This is a genomic window from Roseovarius halophilus (ex Wu et al. 2025) (assembly GCF_047086965.1).
In genome coordinates, this window is record NZ_JBKOTX010000132.1 from 1 (window position 1) to 16,906 (window position 16,906).

The window sequence follows — 16,906 nt, forward strand, 5'->3', positions numbered from 1 at the left end:
CGGCCCTTGCGTTTGCGTGCCATCTCGTCGCCTCATGTCACGGTGAAGCCGGCGGCGTAGCGCAAGCCCGGAAGGCTGTCAATCAGCACACCGTAGCGTCACTCATCGGCGGAAACGACGCCGACAATCGGCCCCATCGGGAAGCCGCCATCCCGGCGGCCGAGTCGCGGCGCGTAAAGCCGCGAGATGTTGCCATCGAGGTAAAGCGCCTGTGGTGTTTCCAGAACGTCCCTGAAAAGCGTGCCGAAAACATGAAAAGTGACCGGCGTTTCGGATATGGCGAAAACGGCCCGCCGCCCATCCGCCGTGGTGCCGACGCCATTCCTGATGTAACGGCTGTCGCTGTCCGGCAGGAATCTGGGGTGCAGTTGCCCGTTGATGACCAGCATGGGGCCGGACTGGGTGGCAAAGTCGCATTCGGGCGAGTCCGCGGTGAAACGCCGTGTCTCGATCACGCGGGCGCTGTTTTCGCGGATGCAGAATACGCCGTTGGGCAGCAAGCCGAAATTGCCGGGGCCGTCACGGCTGATGACAGGGCTCAGCGTTCGACCGTTCTCGACGTAATGTCCGACCGGCCGCCTGTCCGAGTGATACATGCCGGCATTCATCCCGAAAAGCAGCGGGCGTTCGAGCATCGCCTCGACATTCGTGAACGTGCCCAGCACCTTGTCCGTCTCGGGATGACGCAGGAAAAGACGAAGGTCGTCCCGCGGGGGAACCACCTCGCAGATGGTAAAGTCATGCCCGGTATGCGTCGTCACTCGGCATTCCACGGCCGTGGCGGGCCCCGTCGTTGCGAAGATACAGCACAGGCCGGCGAGGGCCGCGCTACCCCTCCACATCCCGGCGCACTTTCTCTTGCGCGAAGAGCCGTCGGGTCTCATCCATCTGGTCGAATGTCTCGTCCAGACGGAAGCGCAGGTCGGGAGTGAATTTCAGCGCCAGCTTCTTGCCGATGATCCGCCGCAATTCCCCCTTGTTCCGGGCCAGCAGGTCGATGATCTCGCCCTGACCCTCGCCTGCCAGCGGCAGGACATACGCGGTGGCAAGCTTCAGGTCGGGCGAAACACGGACCTCGCCGACCGTGACGGAAAGCCTGTTCAAGTCGGGGTCGTGAATGTCACCCCGCATCAGAACGTCGGACAACATCCGCCGTACCAGTTCCCCGACGCGGAGTTGCCGTTGCGAAGGGCCTGCCCCGACATGTGACCTGTTCCTAGCCATGAGGCGGATCTAAGCGCTATGACCGGATTTGCCAAGCGGCAAACCGGCAGCCCGGCGCCCGCGCCCGGGAAAAAGCGCATCCTGATGTGCCAACTTCGAGATTGTCTGCCCCGTCTTCGCCGCGCTATGGAAGCCGCGGAAACTTCGGAGTGCACGAAATGACTGATTTGCCGGGATGCGCCGTGACGGGGGCGTCGGGCCGCATGGGCCAGATGCTCATCCGTACCGTTCTGAAAAGTGACCGCGCCACGCTTGTCGGCGCCGTCGAACGTGAAGGCCATGCATGGGTCGGGCAGGACATCGGCGTCGCGCTGGGCGGTCAGCCCGTCGGGATCGAGGTCAGCAACGACCCTCTCGAGGTGTTTGCAAAGGCCCATGCCGTGCTCGACTTCACCGCTCCCGCCGCGACCGTTGAATTCGCCGCATTGGCGGCGCAGGCGCGCTGCGTGCACGTGATCGGCACCACGGGAATGACGGAAGACGACCTCGCGCGGATCGAGGCCGCCGCGCGCCACGCAGTGATCGTGCGGGCCGGCAACATGAGCCTCGGCGTCAACCTGCTGGTTCAATTGACCCGTCAGGTCGCCGCGGCGCTTGACGAGGATTACGACATCGAGATTGTCGAGGCCCATCACAACCAGAAAGTGGATGCGCCATCCGGAACGGCGCTCATGCTGGGCGAGGCGGCTGCCGAGGGCCGCGGCGTGTCACTGGACTCCGTTTCGGACAGGGGGCGCGACGGCATGGCCGGCAAGCGCGAGAAAGGCCATATCGGTTTCCACGCCATACGGGGTGGCGATATCGTGGGCGAGCATGATATCATGTTCGCCGCCGCGGGGGAGCGTATCGTGCTCCGCCACGTCGCCAGTGACAGGGCGCTTTTCGCGCGCGGTGCGCTCAGGGCGGCGCTATGGGGTCAGGACCGCAAACCCGGCGAGTACGACATGCTGGATGTTCTGGGGATCGGAAAAAACTGATCCGGACCGGCGCGCCATTCGTATTCATGTTATTATGCGAGTGCGAGATATGCGATCAGCCCTAGCGATACTGTTTGCCCTGTGCATGGCATCGTCCGTCCATGCCGAGGGGTTCTCGAAAATCGACGACCGTGACCGGTTCGTGTCCATCGTGGACGGACGGAGCCTGACCCGGTTCGGCATAAGGCTGAGCGTGACGCCCGACGGCGAGATCACCGGCCGGGCCTTCGGACGCGATATTTCAGGCGCGTGGCGGTGGCGTGGCGGCTATTTCTGCCGCAGTCTTTTCTGGGGGCAGACCAACCTGGGCCCGAATTGCCAAGCCGTGAAAGTCCAAGGGAAAACCATGCGGTTCATTTCCGACAGGGGCGCCGGGCGCTATGCGGATCTCAACCTGAGATAACGGCGCGTTGCAAGCAAGGCAGGGGCATCGCGATCAGAAATCGATTGCGATGCCCTTTTTCTCCCAGTCACCGAACCGGACCGGCTCAGGCCCGTCGCGGCCGCCCAGTTCCTTGGGCATCTCGACGGCTGAAGCCTTCTTGCGGCGCTCTTCGGCTTCGGCAAGGGCGCGTTTTGCTTCCGGGGGGAGGTTGTCTTTCTCGTCGGTGCTCATCGCTGGCCTTCCCTTGTGATGGTAGCGTTGATATATCGCTGCCTTCCCCGGCGCCAAGGAATTCATCATGAAAAATACCGAGCTTTCGGCCCGCGGGGCTGCTCTCGCCCTGCTCGACGGTGTCATCGGCGAACGACGGCTCATCGCGGAAATGCTGTCGGAGGGGCTTTTGAACCCCTTGACCGCGGGCGACAGGGCCCGCGCGCAGCGTCTGGCGAACGACACACTGCGCGGGCTGGAACGCGCGGACCGCCTGTTGCGACGCCATCTGCACAAGGCACCGCCGCTGCACGTCAACAATATCCTGCGGCTTGCCACGGTGGAGCTGTCTCGGGGCGGGGATGCGCACGGCATCGTCAACGACTTCGTGGGGCTTCTGGCGCATGACCGCCGCCATGCCAAGTTCAAGGGCCTCGTCAACGCCGTTTTGCGAAAGGTGGCGGCCGACGGCATCGCGTCGTGGCATGATCTGCGGCTGCCGCGGTTGCCCAAATGGCTGCGGGCACCTCTGGTTGACGCGTGGGGCGCGGGCGCGGTCGCGGGAATGGAACGCGCGCATTTCGCGGGGGCGCCGCTCGACATCACGGCTCCCGCCGACGCGGCGGAATGGGCCGAGCAGTTGAATGGCGTCTTGCTGCCGACCGGCTCGATCCGCGTCGCCGGCGGCGTGCAGGTATCGGCCCTGCCCGGGTATGCCGAGGGGGCTTGGTGGGTTCAGGACGCGGCCGCCGCGTTGGCGGCGCGGGTGCTTGCTGCGCAGCCTGACGAGGATGTGCTCGATCTCTGTGCCGCGCCGGGTGGGAAGACGCTGCAACTGGCGGCTGCCGGTGCGCGGGTGACGGCGCTTGACATGTCGGCCCGGCGCATGGAGCGGGTCGCGGAAAACCTCGAACGCACCGGTCTGCAAGCCCGGTGCGTGACCGGTGATGCACTGGACCATGCCGGCGGGCCCTATGACGCGATCCTTCTGGATGCGCCATGCTCGGCCACGGGCACGATCCGCCGGCACCCGGACCTGCCCTTCGCCAAGGACGGGTCTGAGTTCGGCGAACTGATCGATCTGCAATCCGCGATGATGGACCACGCGCTGACCCTGTTGCGGCCCGGCGGGCGGCTGGTGTTCTGCACGTGCTCGCTGTTGCCGGACGAAGGTGAATGCCAGCTGGAAAACGCGCTTGAGCGCCACGAGGGGCTTTCCGTGTGCCGCGACGCCGTGTTACTGCCCGGTGTGTCGCCCGAGTGGATAACGCCGGAAGGCGGGTTGCGATTGCGGCCGGACTACTGGCCGGACACGGGCGGCATGGACGGCTTCTTCATCGCCTGCCTGCAAAGGCCATCCAGCGCGTGACACCGCCACGCGCGCCCGCCGCCAATCTTGCGGTGACTTGCCGATGCCCGCACGCTATACTGCGGGCGCAGGCGCCGGTAAGAGCGTGCAAAGGCAGGATTGATGGCCAGGACAGGCAATTTTTCGGCGCGCTGGACGCGTTTCATGAACAGTGTACAGGCGCGGCGCGCGGCCCTGACGCGGCCGGCGACGGCCTTCGTTTCCCAGCCTGAACCCAAGACAATCGGCAGCTTCGCGCGGGGGCGGCAACTCACCTCGGGCAATTTCGTTTTCGCCGGTCACCTGGTGCAACGCCCCGGCGCCAGCCCGTGGGACATCCCGGCGCCCGATCGCGCCTTTTCCGAGGAAATGCACGGTTTCGCATGGCTGGATGATCTGGCCGCCGCCGGGGATGCCGCCGCGCGGGACCGTGCGCAGGCGTGGCTGTGGGACTGGATCGACCGCTATGGCGGCGGGCGGGGTCACGGCTGGACACCGGATTTGACGGGGCGCCGCTTGATCCGCTGGATCAATCACGCGCTCTTCGTGCTCAACGGGCGTGACAGCGAGGCGTCCGCGGCGTTTTACCGGTCGCTGGCGCAACAGACGCTGTTCCTGTCGTGCAGGTGGCACCGCGCGCTGCCGGGGCTGCCCCGGTTCGAGGCCTTGACCGGGCTGATCTACGCAGGCCTGTCGCTGGAGGGCATGGAAGCCCATGCCGAGCCCGCGATGCGGGCCCTTTCGCGGGAATGTGAGCGGGAGGTGGACGCGCAGGGCGGCTTGCCCACCCGCAACCCCGAAGAACTGCTGGAGGTTTTCACGCTGCTGACATGGGCGGCCCTTGCACTGGGCGAGGCGGGCAAATCGGCGGGACACGCGCACTGGTCGGCGATCGAACGCATCGCCCCGACCCTGCGGGCCTTGCGTCATGCCGATGGCGGGCTTGCGCGGTTCCACGGCGGTGGCCGCGGTCTCGAGGGGCGGCTCGACAACGCCCTTGCCACGAGCGGCGTCAAGGGACGCCAGCCCGATGGTCTGTCGATGGGCTTCGCACGGCTTGGCGCGGGACGGACCAGTCTGATCATGGACGCCTCGCCGCCCCCGGTGGGCAGGGCGTCCGCGGCCGCCCATGCCTCCACGCTGGCCTTCGAGGTGACATCGGGGCGGCGCCCCCTGATCGTGAACTGCGGATCGGGCCGCAGCTTCGGGCGCGAGTGGCGCCGGGCGGGGCGCGCGACGCCGTCGCATTCGACGCTTGTCCTGTGCGGCCTGTCGAGTGCGCGCCTCGGCGGAAGCGGGCAGCGCGCGGACTGGCTGACCGAGGCGCCCGCCAAGGTGCCCGTCGAATTGAGCCACGCCGGCGACGGCCTTCGTTTCGAGGGCGGGCATGACGGCTACGTGAAATCCTACGGGCTGACCCACGTGCGCAGGCTCGACATGACCCATGACGGGCGCGGCATCGCCGGCGAGGACATGCTTATCGCGCTCGGGGTCGGCGACAAGCGTCGCTTTGACAAGATGCTCGACGCGGTCACCTTGCAAGGGTTGCCGTTTCAGGTTCATTTCCATCTTCACCCCGATGTGGATGTCGCGCTGGACATGGGCGGCAATGCCGTCTCCATGGCGCTCAGAAGCGGGGAACTGTGGATCTTCCGTACCGACGGAACCGCGGAATTGACGCTGGAACCCAGCGTGTATCTCGAGCGGACCCGGCTCAAGCCGCGTGCGAGCCGGCAGATCGTACTGTCCGGCCGCGCGATGCAGTATGCCACGCGCGTCAGATGGTCATTGGCAAAGGCGCAGGACACGCCTATAGCGGTGCGCGATCTCGAACAGGATGCATCCGGCCCGCTGGCCGATGCCTAGCCGCAGCGCCACAAGAACCGAGGAGCCGCCCTACATGCCCGATCTTGCACCGATCCGTCGTGCCCTTCTTTCCGTTTCTGACAAGTCCGGCCTCGTCGATCTTGGACGCGCGCTCGACGCGCGGGGGATCGACCTGGTGTCAACCGGCGGCACGGCGCGAACCTTGCGTGACGCGGGCCTGCAGGTGCGGGACGTGGCCGATGTCACGGGATTCCCTGAAATGATGGAAGGGCGGGTCAAGACGCTGCACCCGATGGTTCATGGCGGGCTGCTGGCCCTGCGTGACGATCCCGAGCACCAGGCGGCAATGCAGGCGCACGGGATCGGCGGGATCGATCTTCTGGTGGTCAACCTCTACCCGTTCGAGGCGACGGCGGCGACGGGGGCCGATTACGACACCTGCATCGAGAATATCGACATCGGCGGACCCGCGATGATCCGGGCGGCCGCCAAGAACCATGCCTTTGTCAACGTCGTCGTGGACGTCGAGGATTACGCCCCGCTGCTGGCCGAGCTGGACGCGCATGATGGCCACACATCCCACGGCTTCCGCCAGCGGCTGGCCCTGACGGCCTATGCGCGCACCGGTGCCTATGACGCCGCCGTGTCCTCGTGGATGGCGGATGCCTTGGCAGAACCCGCCCCGCGGCGGCGGGCCATGGCCGGGAAGCTGGCGCAGACCCTGCGTTACGGTGAAAACCCGCACCAATCGGCGGCATTCTACAAGGACGGCAGCGATCGCCCCGGGGTGGCGACAGCGGTTCAGCACCAGGGCAAGGAACTCAGCTACAACAACATCAACGACACCGACGCGGCCTTCGAGCTTGTGAGTGAATTCGCGCCCGAGGACGGGGCGGCCTGCGCCATCATAAAGCATGCCAACCCGTGTGGCGTGGCGCGCGGGCCGACCTTGAAGGAGGCCTACCGCAAGGCTTTCGACTGCGACCGGGACTCGGCCTTCGGCGGGATCGTCGCGCTCAACCGGGCGCTTGACGGGGAAACCGCCGAGGAGATCGCCGGGATCTTCACCGAGGTCGTCATCGCGCCCGGCGCCGATGCCGATGCGATGGCGGTTTTCGCCGGCAAGAAGAACCTGCGCCTTCTGACGACCGACAGGCTGGCCGATCCGCGCGCCGGGGGCCTGATGATGCGGCAGGTCACGGGCGGGTTCCTCGTGCAGGACAAGGACAACGGGCATGTCACGGCGGAAGATCTCAGGGTGGTGACGCAACGCGCCCCGTCCGACGGCGAACTTGCGGACATGCTGTTCGCGTGGAAGGTGGCCAAGCATGTCAAGTCCAACGCGATCGTTTACGTCAAGGACGGTGCGACCGTCGGGATCGGCGCGGGGCAGATGAGCCGCGTGGACAGTTGCCGCATCGCGGCGCGCAAGGCGCGCGACATGGCCGAGACGCTGGGCCTTGAAAAACCGCTCACCGAGGGCAGCGTCGTGGCGTCCGATGCCTTTTTCCCGTTCGCCGACGGTCTGCTGACCGCGGCCGAGGCCGGGGCCGTCGCGGTCATACAGCCGGGCGGTTCGATGCGCGACGACGAGGTCGTCACGGCGGCGGACGAAGCCGGGCTGGCGATGGCCTTGACCGGCATGCGGCACTTCCGGCACTAGGGGACATGTTTCAACGGGCCTGCGGGCCCGTGATCCCCGGACAGGAGAGCAACATGCGCACCGTTTTCTGGGTGGGGTTCTGGACGTTCCTGCTTGATCAGGGGGTCAAGTATTACGTCGTGCATTACCTGAACCTCGCGATGGTGGGGCGCATCGACGTTCTGCCACCCTATTTCAACCTGCGCATGGCATGGAATCACGGGATCAATTTCGGGCTTTTCGCGCAGGATGGCGCGGCGACCCGCTGGATCCTGATCGCGGTGGCCCTCGCGATATCCGCGGTCGTGTTGTGGTGGGTGCATCGCGATCCGGCCGGCTGGTGGCAGAAAGCCGCTGCCGGCCTGCTGGTGGGGGGCGCGGTCGGCAATGTTGTGGACCGGCTGGTTTACGGTGCTGTCGCGGATTTCATAAACATGTCATGTTGTGGCCTGAACAATCCATTCGCCTTCAATGTCGCGGACGTGGCGGTGTTCGTCGGCGCTCTGGGGCTGGTGGTGTTCACGCCGGATGAAAAAAAGGGCACGTGACCTCGGCCCGGTGATGCGTTAAGCCGTGGGCCGAAGGTTCAGGAGAGCGACGATGAGACTGCCGCACATGATGATCCTGATGCTGGTCGTGGCGATGGTCGGGGCCTGTGGCAGCCGTGACCGAGAGGTCACGTTGACACGCATCAAGAACACCGGCAACGGGCCGGACGAATTCGCCATTCTGCCCGGTAAGCCGTTGCAAGACCCTGAGTCTTACGCCAACCTTCCGGCGCCAGCTCCCGGCAGCACCAACCGCGCGGACCAGACACCCAAGGCGGACAGCATCGCGGCGCTGGGCGGCAATTCGCAAGCGGCCTCGGCGAGCAGCGCGCGCGCGTCGGAAAGCGCGCTGCTTGCGCATACGCGCCGCTACGGCGCTCAATCGGGCATACGGCAGCTTCTCGCGGCGGAAGATCGCGAAACCCGGCGCCGGCATGGCCGCGTCAACATTCTGAACATCGGCCCGAATGACGATTACGCGAAAGCCTACAAGCGCCAATGGCTGGATGCGCGGACGGAACTCGAGCGTCTGCGGCGCCGCGACGTCCTGACGCCTGCCGCGCCGCCCCCTGAAGACTGACGGTGCGCGGCGAAATGACCGGCGGCTTGAAAAGGGCCGGCGACAGCGTATGTTTTCGAGAACGTGTTTTCATGCGGAGGAAATGGCATGCGCGTACTTGTCGCCGTTCTTTTACTGCTGGCACCTTCGGCATTCGCGGCGGGTGCCGATGATCAGGTGACCGCGTTCCAGCTGGACAACGGCATGGATGTGGTGGTGATCGAGGACCATCGCGCGCCGGTCGCGGTCCACATGGTCTGGTATCGCGCGGGCGCCGCTGACGAACCGCCGGGGGCGTCGGGCGTGGCCCATTTCCTGGAGCACTTGATGTTCAAGGGCACGGACGACGTGTCGCCCGGCGAATTCTCCGCGCGGGTGGCGCGCAACGGCGGGTCCGACAACGCGTTCACGAGCAATGACTACACGGCCTACTTCCAGCGGGTCGCGGCAGACCGCCTTGACCTCATGATGGAGATGGAAAGCGACCGCATGGTCAACCTCCGGCTCGGCGAGGAGGACATCCGCACCGAACGCGACGTGATCATCGAGGAGCGCAACCAGCGGGTCGAGAACAATCCGGCCGCGCTCTTCCGTGAGCGGCACAACGCGGTCCAGTACATGAACCACCCCTACGGCGACCCCGTGATCGGCTGGAAACACGAGATGTCGCGGCTCGGGATGCGTCACGCCCTCGATTTCTACGAAAGACACTACGTGCCGAACAATGCCGTTCTTGTCGTGGCGGGGGACGTCACGCCCGACGATGTGCGTGAGCTTGCTGAAAAGCATTATGGCGTGATCCCGGCCAACCGCGACCTGCCCGACCGTGTCCGTCCGCAAGAGCCCCGGCAATTGTCCGAGCGGCGGATTTCTTTGAGAGATGCCCGCGTCGCGCAACCTTACGTCAGCCGCTCGTACCTCGCGCCCGAACGCGACAGTGGCGATCAGGAAAAAGCTGCCGCGCTGACCCTGCTGGCGCAGGTTCTGGGGGGTGGTCAGACATCGCTACTGGCGGAAAAGCTGCAGTTCGGGTCGGGTGAGGCCGTGCACACGGCAGCCTATTACGGTGGTCAGGCGCTCGATGACACGACGTTCAACCTTGCCGTCGTGCCGGCTGCGGGCGTAACGCTGCAGCAGGCCGAGGACGCCATGGACCGCGTGATAACCGAGTTCCTGGAAACCGGTGTCGATCCCGCGCAACTGGACCGGATCAAGACGCAAGTGCGCGCCGAACAGATATATGCCCGTGACGATGTCGGCGCCCTTGCCCGGCGGTACGGCAGGGCGCTCACGCAGGGTCTGACGGTCGCGGACGTCAAGGCTTGGCCGGATATCCTGCAATCGGTGACCGCTGACGATGTGCTCGCTGCCGCGCAAGAGGTGCTCGACCGCGAGAATTCGGTCACGGGCTGGCTTCAGGCACCGGAGGTGACGCAATGATTCGTATCCTGCTCTTTGCGGCGTTGACGCTCGTGGCGGGACTTCCCGCGCGGGCCAACGTGGACATCCGCGAGGTAACGACCCCCGGCGGCATCGACGCGTGGCTGGTCGAAGATCACTCGATACCCTTCGTCGCGCTCGAGATACGGTTCCGCGGCGGGGCGTCTCTCGACGCGCCGGAAAAGACCGGGGCGACAAACCTGATGGTGGCGCTGCTCGAAGAGGGCGCGGGCGAGATGGACGCCCGCACCTTCGCGCGCAAGAAGGAAACACTGGCGGCTTCGTTTTCCTACGACACGTCCGACGACGCGGTCAGCATCTCCGCCCGGTTCCTGACGGAAAACCGTGACAAGGCCGTTGCACTGCTCCGCCAGAGCCTTGTCGAGCCGCGCTTCGACACGGCGGCGATCGATCGTGTGCGGGGGCAGGTTCTGTCGGTCATCCGGTCAAACGCCACGGATCCGCGCGACATGGCCGGCAAGGCGTTCGGGGAACTGGTTTATGGTGACCACCCCTATGCCCGGCCCGTCAGCGGCACGATTCCGAGCGTCACGGCCCTGAGCCGGGACGACATCGTCGCGGCGCACGAGGCCGCACTGGCGCGCGACCGGCTCTACGTCAGTGCCGTGGGCGACATCACAGAGCCCCAGCTGGCCGCCATGCTGGACACCCTTCTGGGTGACCTGCCTGCGCGGGGCGCCCCGATGCCCGGCCCGGCGGACCCGAACCTGCCGGGCGGAACCAAGATCGTTGATTTCGAAACACCGCAATCCGTCGCGCTGTTCGCACAACCCGGTATCGACCGGGATGATCCCGATTTCTTTGCCGCCTATCTATTGAACCGGATCCTCGGTGGCGGCGGCTTTGAAAGCCGACTCATGACCGAGGTGCGCGAGAAGCGCGGCCTGACATACGGTGTCTATTCCTACCTCGCGGACAAGGACGGGGCGCAGTTGTGGATGGGCTCGGTCTCATCGGCGAACGGGCGTATCGCCGAGGCGATGGCGGTCATTCGCGATGAATGGAGCCGCATCCGCGGGGATGGCGTGACACGGCAGGAACTGGCCGATGCCAAGACCTACCTGACAGGCGCCTATCCCCTGCGGTTCGACGGCAACGGCCCGATCGCGAACATCGCCGTCGGCATGCAGATGGAGGGTCTGCCGACCGATTACATCGCCAACCGCAATGACAAGGTCAGGGCCGTGACCCTTGAGGACGTCAACCGCGTCGCGCGCGAATACCTCGATCCCGATCGGCTGACATTCGTCGTCGTGGGGCAGCCCGAGGGCCTGACCGGCACCATCAATTGACCGGCACAGCGGGGCGGGCGGCAGGCGCGCGCCCGCCGCCCGGTGGCTGTCATCAATTTGCTGGACACCATCCCGCGACTTGGGCAAGATTTGATCAAATGCTTGCCACCCGTCGGAGGGATGAATGAAAGACGATAACTTCATCAGGGAAATGAATGGGCGTCACCTGTGGCACCCCATGGGGCATCCGGGCGAGACGCGGGAAAACCCGCCGAGGGTCATCACGGGTGCCGAGGGCGTCGAGATCACGGATATTGACGGGCATCGCGCGGTCGATGCCGTCGGTGGGTTGTGGTGTGTGAACCTTGGCTATTCGAACGATGCCGTGAAACAGGCCATCGCGGATCAACTCTGGCAACTGCCATATTATTCGGCCTTCGCGGGCACGTCGAACCCGACAGCGATCGAGGCGTCCTACGCGGTGCAGGAGTTCTTTGCCGAGGACGGCATGACGCGCGTTTTCTTCACGTCCGGCGGGTCCGACAGCGTGGATACGGCGTTGCGCATGGCCCGCCAGTATCACCGGCTGCGGGGCGAGCCCACACGCACCAAGTTCCTGAGCCTTAAGAAAGGGTATCACGGCACGCATTGGGGCGGGGCGAGCGTCAACGGCAACAATCGTTTCCGCATCACCTACGAACCCCTGCTGCCCGGCTGCTTTCATCTGCCGAGTCCGTACACCTATCGCAATCCCTACGACGAGACGGATCCGGCGAAACTGGCCGAAAGGATCGCCGCCGCGATGGTGGACGAGATCGAGTTCCAGGATCCCTCGACAATCGCCGCCTTCATCATGGAGCCCATACAGGGCGCGGGCGGGGTCATCGTGCCGGATGCCAGTTTCATGAAGCACATGCGCGATATCTGTGACCGCTACGGCATCTTGTTGATTTCCGACGAGGTCATTTGCGGGTTCGGTCGGACCGGCGATTGGACGGGCGCGCGTCATTGGGGGGTGCGCCCCGACATGATGACGATCGCCAAGGGCGTGACGAGCGGTTATTTCCCGGTGGGGGGTGTCCTGATCGGTGACAAGGTCGCCGACGTTTTCGAAAACGCGGACGCGGATGGCGCGATCTGGACGGGATACACGTATTCGGCGCATCCCGTCGGCGCGGCGGCCGTGGTGGCCTGCCTTTCCGAAACGCTGAGGCTGGACACGAAAACCAATGCCGCCGCCCGCGGGCGGCAATTGTACGAGGGTGCGCTGGCATTGGCGGACAAGCACGACATCATCGGCGATGTGCGCGGCGGGCACGGGCTCATGGCCGGGATCGAACTGGTCAGCGACCGGGCCGCCAAGACCCCGATGGATGCCGGCACCATGAAACGGGTGCATCAGGCAACCTACGACGCCGGCGCGATGGTGCGGCTGGGGGCCCATAACATCCTGATGTCCCCGCCCCTGACCATCACGGAGGCCGAGGTGTCGCGAATCATCACGGCCCTCGACGCGGGCTTTTCGGCAGCCTGAGGCAAGTCACCGGTCCGGCCCGGTGGCACTTGGCGTCGGGCAAGGCATCGACTAGGCTCCGCCACGGAACGCTGGAGGAGGGCTGAAAATGCAAATGAACGATGAGCGCGACATCCAGGCGGATCGCGCCACTGTCTGGGCCGCGCTGCTCAATCCCGAGGTCCTGAAAGAGTGCGTGCCCGGCACGGAAGAACTCACCGGCAATGCCGAGGACGGGTTCGAGGCAACCGTCCGCCAGAAGGTCGGCCCGGTCAAGGCCACCTTCAACGGGACGGTCACCGTTTCCGACATGGTCGAGCACGAAAGCCTGACCCTGACCGGGGAAGGCAAGGGCGGGGCGGCCGGCTTTGCCAAGGGCAGCGCGCATGTGCGGCTCGAAGACAGCGAGACGGGCACACGCCTTGTCTACGATGTCGAGGCGAAGGTCGGCGGCAAGCTGGCGCAGCTTGGCAGCCGGATCGTCAACGGATTCGCCAAGAAAATGGCCGATCAGTTCTTCACGCGGCTGGAGGACGTGATCGAAGGCCCCAAGGAGGACGACGAAACCGAGGAAGCCGAAAAGAAGGGGTGGCTCAAGCGTCTCATCACCTGATCGTGCCCCGCCTTGCCCCGGCCTGCGTGGCCCGGCGGTTCACGGCGAGTCCGTTTCGCGGATGATCTCGGCGATACGTTCGCCGATGACACGGCTGCCCTTGACCGACGGATGGACGAGGTCGAGCGCGTGGAAACTGCGGTCCCCATGCGGAACAAGCTCGGCATTCGACAGGAAAAGGATACCGTCGTCGCGCTCGGCCAGTTTCGCGATCCGGCGTTCCAGTTCACGGCCCTCGTCGCGGCATCCCTCTACAGGTGACGTCACGCCGGGTGTGCGAAGATAGCCCACGTAAATCACCCTTGCGCCGCTCTGGCGCAGGTTCGAGACGAAACCGGGTATCCGGCCGGTTTTCCCGTCCCCGGATATCAGCCGGTCGAGTTTGCCCGTGCAGGGGCCGCAGCCACAACCGAACAGCAGGTCGTTGCCGCCGCCGTTCAGGATGATCCAGTCCCACGCGCCGTCAACATGCTGCTTTCTGATGTTGAACCCCGCGTTACCCGTGATCGGCAGGATGTAAAAATAGCGCGCACCGGAAACAGCCCGGTCGACGACAGGTTCATCCAGCGCCGCCTCCACCACGTCAGACACGGCCTGCCCCGACGCCCCGTGAAAGGCCAGCAGCGAATCGCCCATCAGCAGGATGCGTTCCTCCCCGGCATCGCTGCGCGATTCCGTGCACGCGGCAAGCAGCGCGGCGCAAAGCATGGTCATCAGACGTCGCAGGGTCATCATGGCGCGTTCCGTGGAGTGGCCCGTCTGTCGCGCATGAACGATACCTCTGCAAGCCTGCCGGGACAATTTTGTAACGCAGTGCTGATTCACACCCGCCGCACAGGCCACCCTGCGCCTGCGCGCGATTGCAACTTCGATGCTTTCTTCTAGGTTCGGGCGCGAACGCAGAAGGAGCGCACAGGATGCCACCCATCGTTGATGTCCATGATCTGGGCAAGGTTTACAAGGACGGTTTCACGGCGCTCGGGGGTGTATCGCTGTCGATCGAGACGGGGGAGATCCTCGCGCTTCTGGGGCCCAACGGCGCGGGCAAGACCACCCTGATCTCCGCGCTTTGCGGGATCACCACGCCGACGTCCGGCGCTGCCACCGTTGGCGGTCACGACATCGTCCGCGACTACCGCGCCGCCCGCCAGCTCATCGGGCTGGTCCCGCAGGAAGTCGCGCTGGAGCCTTTCGAAAAGGTCATCAACACCGTGCGCTTCTCGCGCGGGCTGTTCGGCAAGCCGCGGAACGAGGCGCTGATAGAACGCGTCCTGCGCCAGTTGTCTTTATGGGACAAGCGCAACGCGCGGATCCGCGAACTCTCCGGCGGGATGAAGCGCCGCGTGCTGATCGCCAAGGCGCTGTGTCATGAACCCCGTGTGCTGTTCCTCGATGAACCGACCGCCGGCGTGGACGTGGAGCTGCGGCGCGACATGTGGGAAATCGTCGAGGGGCTCAAGGACAGTGGCGTGACAATCATCCTGACCACCCATTACATCGAGGAGGCCGAAGCCATCGCCGACAGGATCGCCGTGATAAATCAGGGCGACATCCTGCTGGTCGAGGAAAAAGCCAAGCTGATGGCGCGCATGGGGCGCAAGACGTTGCGGATCGACCTGACCGAACCGGTCGGCGACGTTCCCGCGGCGCTTGCCGGGTATGATCTCGAACTGGCCGATGGCGGGCACGCGCTGCTTTATCATTACGACACGAGCGGCGAGGGGACCGGGATAACCCGGCTTCTTCAGGCACTCGCACGGGAAGGGCTTGCGCTGCGTGACATACACACCACGCAGTCCAGCCTCGAGGAAATCTTCGTCGGATTGGTGAAGGAAGGCGCATCATGAACTGGCCAGCGATCAAGGCGATCTACGTGTACGAGATGAAAAGGTTTTTCCGGACAATCATGGAAAGCCTGCTGTCACCTGTCATCTCGACAACGCTGTATTTCGTGGTCTTCGGCGCGGCCATCGGCAGCCGGATCGACGAGGTCGAGGGCGTAAGCTACGGCGCGTTCATCGTGCCCGGCCTGATCATGCTCAGCGTGATGACACAGGCCATCTCGAACGCGTCTTTCGGCATCTACTTCCCGAAATTCATCGGCACGATCTTCGAACTGTTCTCGGCGCCGATAAACTTCTTCGAGATCGTCGTCGGATACGTGGGCGCGGCCGCGACCAAGTCCCTCATGATCGGGGTGGTGATCCTGCTGACCGCGCGCTTCTTCGTCGATATCGAGATACGCTATCCCTTGGCGATGCTGCTGTTTCTTGTCCTGACCTGTCTGTCTTTCTCGTTGTTCGGCTTCATCATCGGGATCTGGGCCGAGAATTTCCAGCAGCTCCAGATCATCCCGCTTCTGGTCATCACGCCCTTGGTATTTCTCGGCGGTGCGTTCTACTCGATCTCGATGTTGCCCCCGGCATGGCAGGTCGTGACCCTGTTCAACCCGATCGTTTACCTGATTTCGGGGTTCCGCTGGTCCTTTTTCGGCGAGGCGGACGTGGCCGTGGGGTTCAGCCTGCTGGCGATCCTGCTGTTCCTGTGCATTTGCACCGGGATCGTCTGGCTGATCTTCAAGACGGGGTACCGGATAAAATCCTGATGTCCGACGTGACTTATTTGCAGGTCCGGACCAAGATTTTGCGGGCTCTGCCGATCCTTCGCGACGTGGCGCCTTGTTTGTTCACCTTGGACATTCTAAGTCCGACGGCATGAAGGATCGTATCCCGTTTCTGAACCGCGGCCCGTTGGTGTCCGTCATCCGCCTTTCCGGCATGATCGGAACCGGCGGGCGGGCACAGCTGAATGACGAAGCCATGGCGCCGGCCATCGAGAAGGCCTTCAAGAAAGGCCGGCCGAGGGCTGTTGCGCTTCTCATCAACTCACCGGGCGGATCGCCGGTGCAATCGTCCCTGATCGCGGCGCGGATCCGGCGACTCGCCGATGAAAAGCAAATACCGGTCCACGCCTTCGTCGAGGATGTGGCGGCGTCCGGCGGGTACTGGCTTGCAACCGCGGCGGATGACATCTGGGTTGACTCCAACTCGATCGTCGGCTCCATCGGTGTGATCTCGGCGGGGTTCGGCGCGCCCGTGTTCCTGACGCGGCAGGGCGTCGAGCGGCGTGTCCACACATCCGCGAAATCCAAGAGCATGCTGGACCCGTTCCTGCCCGAGCGGGAAGAGGACGTGTCCCGCCTGAAGGACCTGCTCGACCAGATGCACCAGCGGTTCGTCGACCAGGTCAAGACGCGCCGCGGCGACAAGCTCACCGACAAGCAGGATCTTTTCACCGGCGAGTTCTGGCTGGGCGCGCGCGCGACCGAGCTCGGCCTTGTCGACGGGGCCGCCCATATCGAGCCGAA

At 64.8% G+C, this 16,906-nt stretch carries 18 protein-coding genes; 14 read left to right on the top strand and 4 right to left on the bottom strand.

Annotation, left to right across the window (positions count from 1 at the left end):
• Positions 1-98: 98 nt before the first annotated feature.
• Positions 99-842 (bottom strand): phosphodiester glycosidase family protein, encoded by a 744-nt coding sequence (locus ACH107_RS21940; protein WP_412507624.1) that lies wholly within the window; start codon positions 840-842, stop codon positions 99-101.
• On the bottom strand, positions 829-1,224 hold the full coding sequence (gene rbfA, locus ACH107_RS21945; RefSeq protein ID WP_412507625.1) for a 30S ribosome-binding factor RbfA: 396 nt from the start codon (positions 1,222-1,224) through the stop codon (positions 829-831). The genes ACH107_RS21940 and rbfA overlap by 14 nt, the downstream gene beginning before the upstream one ends.
• A 158-nt stretch (positions 1,225-1,382) precedes the next feature.
• Between rbfA and dapB the strand changes: the two genes are divergently transcribed.
• Both dapB and ACH107_RS21955 read left to right on the top strand, forming a co-directional pair.
• Positions 1,383-2,201 (top strand): 4-hydroxy-tetrahydrodipicolinate reductase, encoded by an 819-nt coding sequence (dapB, locus tag ACH107_RS21950; RefSeq protein WP_412507626.1) that lies wholly within the window; start codon positions 1,383-1,385, stop codon positions 2,199-2,201.
• 85 nt (positions 2,202-2,286) lie between these two features.
• The gene (locus ACH107_RS21955; protein WP_412507627.1) at positions 2,287-2,604 is read left to right on the top strand and encodes a dihydrodipicolinate reductase; all 318 of its coding nucleotides are present in this window, start codon (positions 2,287-2,289) and stop codon (positions 2,602-2,604) included.
• Between the two features lie 33 nt (positions 2,605-2,637).
• Here ACH107_RS21955 and ACH107_RS21960 read toward each other — a convergent pair whose 3' ends face one another.
• Complete coding sequence (locus ACH107_RS21960) at positions 2,638-2,817, bottom strand: DUF1674 domain-containing protein (protein WP_412507628.1); 180 nt, start codon at positions 2,815-2,817, stop codon at positions 2,638-2,640.
• Positions 2,818-2,884: 67 nt separating this feature from the next.
• Between ACH107_RS21960 and ACH107_RS21965 the strand changes: the two genes are divergently transcribed.
• The 9 genes from ACH107_RS21965 to ACH107_RS22005 all read left to right on the top strand — a co-directional run bounded on the left by ACH107_RS21965 (position 2,885) and on the right by ACH107_RS22005 (position 13,539).
• Positions 2,885-4,165, top strand: coding sequence for an RsmB/NOP family class I SAM-dependent RNA methyltransferase (locus tag ACH107_RS21965; protein ID WP_412507629.1), 1,281 nt, complete (start codon positions 2,885-2,887; stop codon positions 4,163-4,165).
• A gap of 144 nt (positions 4,166-4,309) precedes the next feature.
• Positions 4,310-6,010 carry a heparinase II/III family protein gene (locus ACH107_RS21970; protein ID WP_412507630.1) on the top strand — a complete coding sequence of 567 codons (1,701 nt, stop codon included), beginning with the start codon at positions 4,310-4,312 and terminating at the stop codon, positions 6,008-6,010.
• 34 nt (positions 6,011-6,044) lie between these two features.
• A complete protein-coding gene (purH, locus tag ACH107_RS21975; RefSeq protein ID WP_412507631.1) occupies positions 6,045-7,634 on the top strand; it encodes a bifunctional phosphoribosylaminoimidazolecarboxamide formyltransferase/IMP cyclohydrolase in 1,590 nt (529 codons plus the stop codon).
• Between the two features lie 53 nt (positions 7,635-7,687).
• Positions 7,688-8,161: a signal peptidase II gene (lspA, locus tag ACH107_RS21980; RefSeq protein WP_412507632.1), complete on the top strand. Its 474-nt coding sequence runs from the start codon at positions 7,688-7,690 to the stop codon at positions 8,159-8,161.
• 67 nt (positions 8,162-8,228) lie between these two features.
• Positions 8,229-8,741, top strand: a complete 513-nt coding sequence (locus ACH107_RS21985; RefSeq protein ID WP_412507633.1) for a DUF3035 domain-containing protein — start codon at positions 8,229-8,231, stop codon at positions 8,739-8,741.
• Positions 8,742-8,828: 87 nt separating this feature from the next.
• Positions 8,829-10,160, top strand: a complete 1,332-nt coding sequence (locus ACH107_RS21990) for a M16 family metallopeptidase (protein ID WP_412507634.1) — start codon at positions 8,829-8,831, stop codon at positions 10,158-10,160.
• On the top strand, positions 10,157-11,473 hold the full coding sequence (locus ACH107_RS21995; protein ID WP_412507635.1) for a M16 family metallopeptidase: 1,317 nt from the start codon (positions 10,157-10,159) through the stop codon (positions 11,471-11,473). Before ACH107_RS21990 ends, ACH107_RS21995 begins: the two co-directional genes overlap by 4 nt.
• A 124-nt stretch (positions 11,474-11,597) precedes the next feature.
• A complete protein-coding gene (locus tag ACH107_RS22000) occupies positions 11,598-12,947 on the top strand; it encodes an aminotransferase class III-fold pyridoxal phosphate-dependent enzyme (protein WP_412507636.1) in 1,350 nt (449 codons plus the stop codon).
• Between the two features lie 88 nt (positions 12,948-13,035).
• A complete protein-coding gene (locus ACH107_RS22005) occupies positions 13,036-13,539 on the top strand; it encodes a CoxG family protein (RefSeq protein ID WP_412507637.1) in 504 nt (167 codons plus the stop codon).
• A 39-nt stretch (positions 13,540-13,578) separates the two neighbouring features.
• Here the strand turns inward: ACH107_RS22005 and ACH107_RS22010 are convergent, their stop codons facing one another.
• Positions 13,579-14,274 carry an SGNH/GDSL hydrolase family protein gene (locus tag ACH107_RS22010; protein WP_412507638.1) on the bottom strand — a complete coding sequence of 232 codons (696 nt, stop codon included), beginning with the start codon at positions 14,272-14,274 and terminating at the stop codon, positions 13,579-13,581.
• Between the two features lie 182 nt (positions 14,275-14,456).
• On the opposite strand from ACH107_RS22010, the gene ACH107_RS22015 reads away from it, so the two are divergent.
• From ACH107_RS22015 to ACH107_RS22025, 3 genes are all read left to right on the top strand, one after another.
• Positions 14,457-15,386, top strand: a complete 930-nt coding sequence (locus tag ACH107_RS22015; protein WP_412507639.1) for an ABC transporter ATP-binding protein — start codon at positions 14,457-14,459, stop codon at positions 15,384-15,386.
• On the top strand, positions 15,383-16,144 hold the full coding sequence (locus ACH107_RS22020; protein ID WP_412507640.1) for an ABC transporter permease: 762 nt from the start codon (positions 15,383-15,385) through the stop codon (positions 16,142-16,144). Before ACH107_RS22015 ends, ACH107_RS22020 begins: the two co-directional genes overlap by 4 nt.
• Before the next feature lie 109 nt (positions 16,145-16,253).
• Positions 16,254-16,906: S49 family peptidase (locus ACH107_RS22025; RefSeq protein WP_412507641.1), on the top strand; the 653-nt coding region annotated here is incomplete at its 3' end.

What these genes read in the sequence shown, in the direction of transcription:
- ACH107_RS21940 (WP_412507624.1), bottom strand. Translation starts at nt 842, where the DNA reads ATGTGGAGGGGTAGCGCGGCCCTCGCCGGCCTGTGCTGTATCTTCGCA.
- rbfA (WP_412507625.1), bottom strand. Translation starts at nt 1,224, where the DNA reads ATGGCTAGGAACAGGTCACATGTCGGGGCAGGCCCTTCGCAACGGCAA.
- dapB (WP_412507626.1), top strand. Translation starts at nt 1,383, where the DNA reads ATGACTGATTTGCCGGGATGCGCCGTGACGGGGGCGTCGGGCCGCATG.
- ACH107_RS21955 (WP_412507627.1), top strand. Translation starts at nt 2,287, where the DNA reads ATGGCATCGTCCGTCCATGCCGAGGGGTTCTCGAAAATCGACGACCGT.
- ACH107_RS21960 (WP_412507628.1), bottom strand. Translation starts at nt 2,817, where the DNA reads ATGAGCACCGACGAGAAAGACAACCTCCCCCCGGAAGCAAAACGCGCC.
- ACH107_RS21965 (WP_412507629.1), top strand. Translation starts at nt 2,885, where the DNA reads ATGAAAAATACCGAGCTTTCGGCCCGCGGGGCTGCTCTCGCCCTGCTC.
- ACH107_RS21970 (WP_412507630.1), top strand. Translation starts at nt 4,310, where the DNA reads ATGAACAGTGTACAGGCGCGGCGCGCGGCCCTGACGCGGCCGGCGACG.
- purH (WP_412507631.1), top strand. Translation starts at nt 6,045, where the DNA reads ATGCCCGATCTTGCACCGATCCGTCGTGCCCTTCTTTCCGTTTCTGAC.
- lspA (WP_412507632.1), top strand. Translation starts at nt 7,688, where the DNA reads ATGCGCACCGTTTTCTGGGTGGGGTTCTGGACGTTCCTGCTTGATCAG.
- ACH107_RS21985 (WP_412507633.1), top strand. Translation starts at nt 8,229, where the DNA reads ATGATGATCCTGATGCTGGTCGTGGCGATGGTCGGGGCCTGTGGCAGC.
- ACH107_RS21990 (WP_412507634.1), top strand. Translation starts at nt 8,829, where the DNA reads ATGCGCGTACTTGTCGCCGTTCTTTTACTGCTGGCACCTTCGGCATTC.
- ACH107_RS21995 (WP_412507635.1), top strand. Translation starts at nt 10,157, where the DNA reads ATGATTCGTATCCTGCTCTTTGCGGCGTTGACGCTCGTGGCGGGACTT.
- ACH107_RS22000 (WP_412507636.1), top strand. Translation starts at nt 11,598, where the DNA reads ATGAAAGACGATAACTTCATCAGGGAAATGAATGGGCGTCACCTGTGG.
- ACH107_RS22005 (WP_412507637.1), top strand. Translation starts at nt 13,036, where the DNA reads ATGCAAATGAACGATGAGCGCGACATCCAGGCGGATCGCGCCACTGTC.
- ACH107_RS22010 (WP_412507638.1), bottom strand. Translation starts at nt 14,274, where the DNA reads ATGATGACCCTGCGACGTCTGATGACCATGCTTTGCGCCGCGCTGCTT.
- ACH107_RS22015 (WP_412507639.1), top strand. Translation starts at nt 14,457, where the DNA reads ATGCCACCCATCGTTGATGTCCATGATCTGGGCAAGGTTTACAAGGAC.
- ACH107_RS22020 (WP_412507640.1), top strand. Translation starts at nt 15,383, where the DNA reads ATGAACTGGCCAGCGATCAAGGCGATCTACGTGTACGAGATGAAAAGG.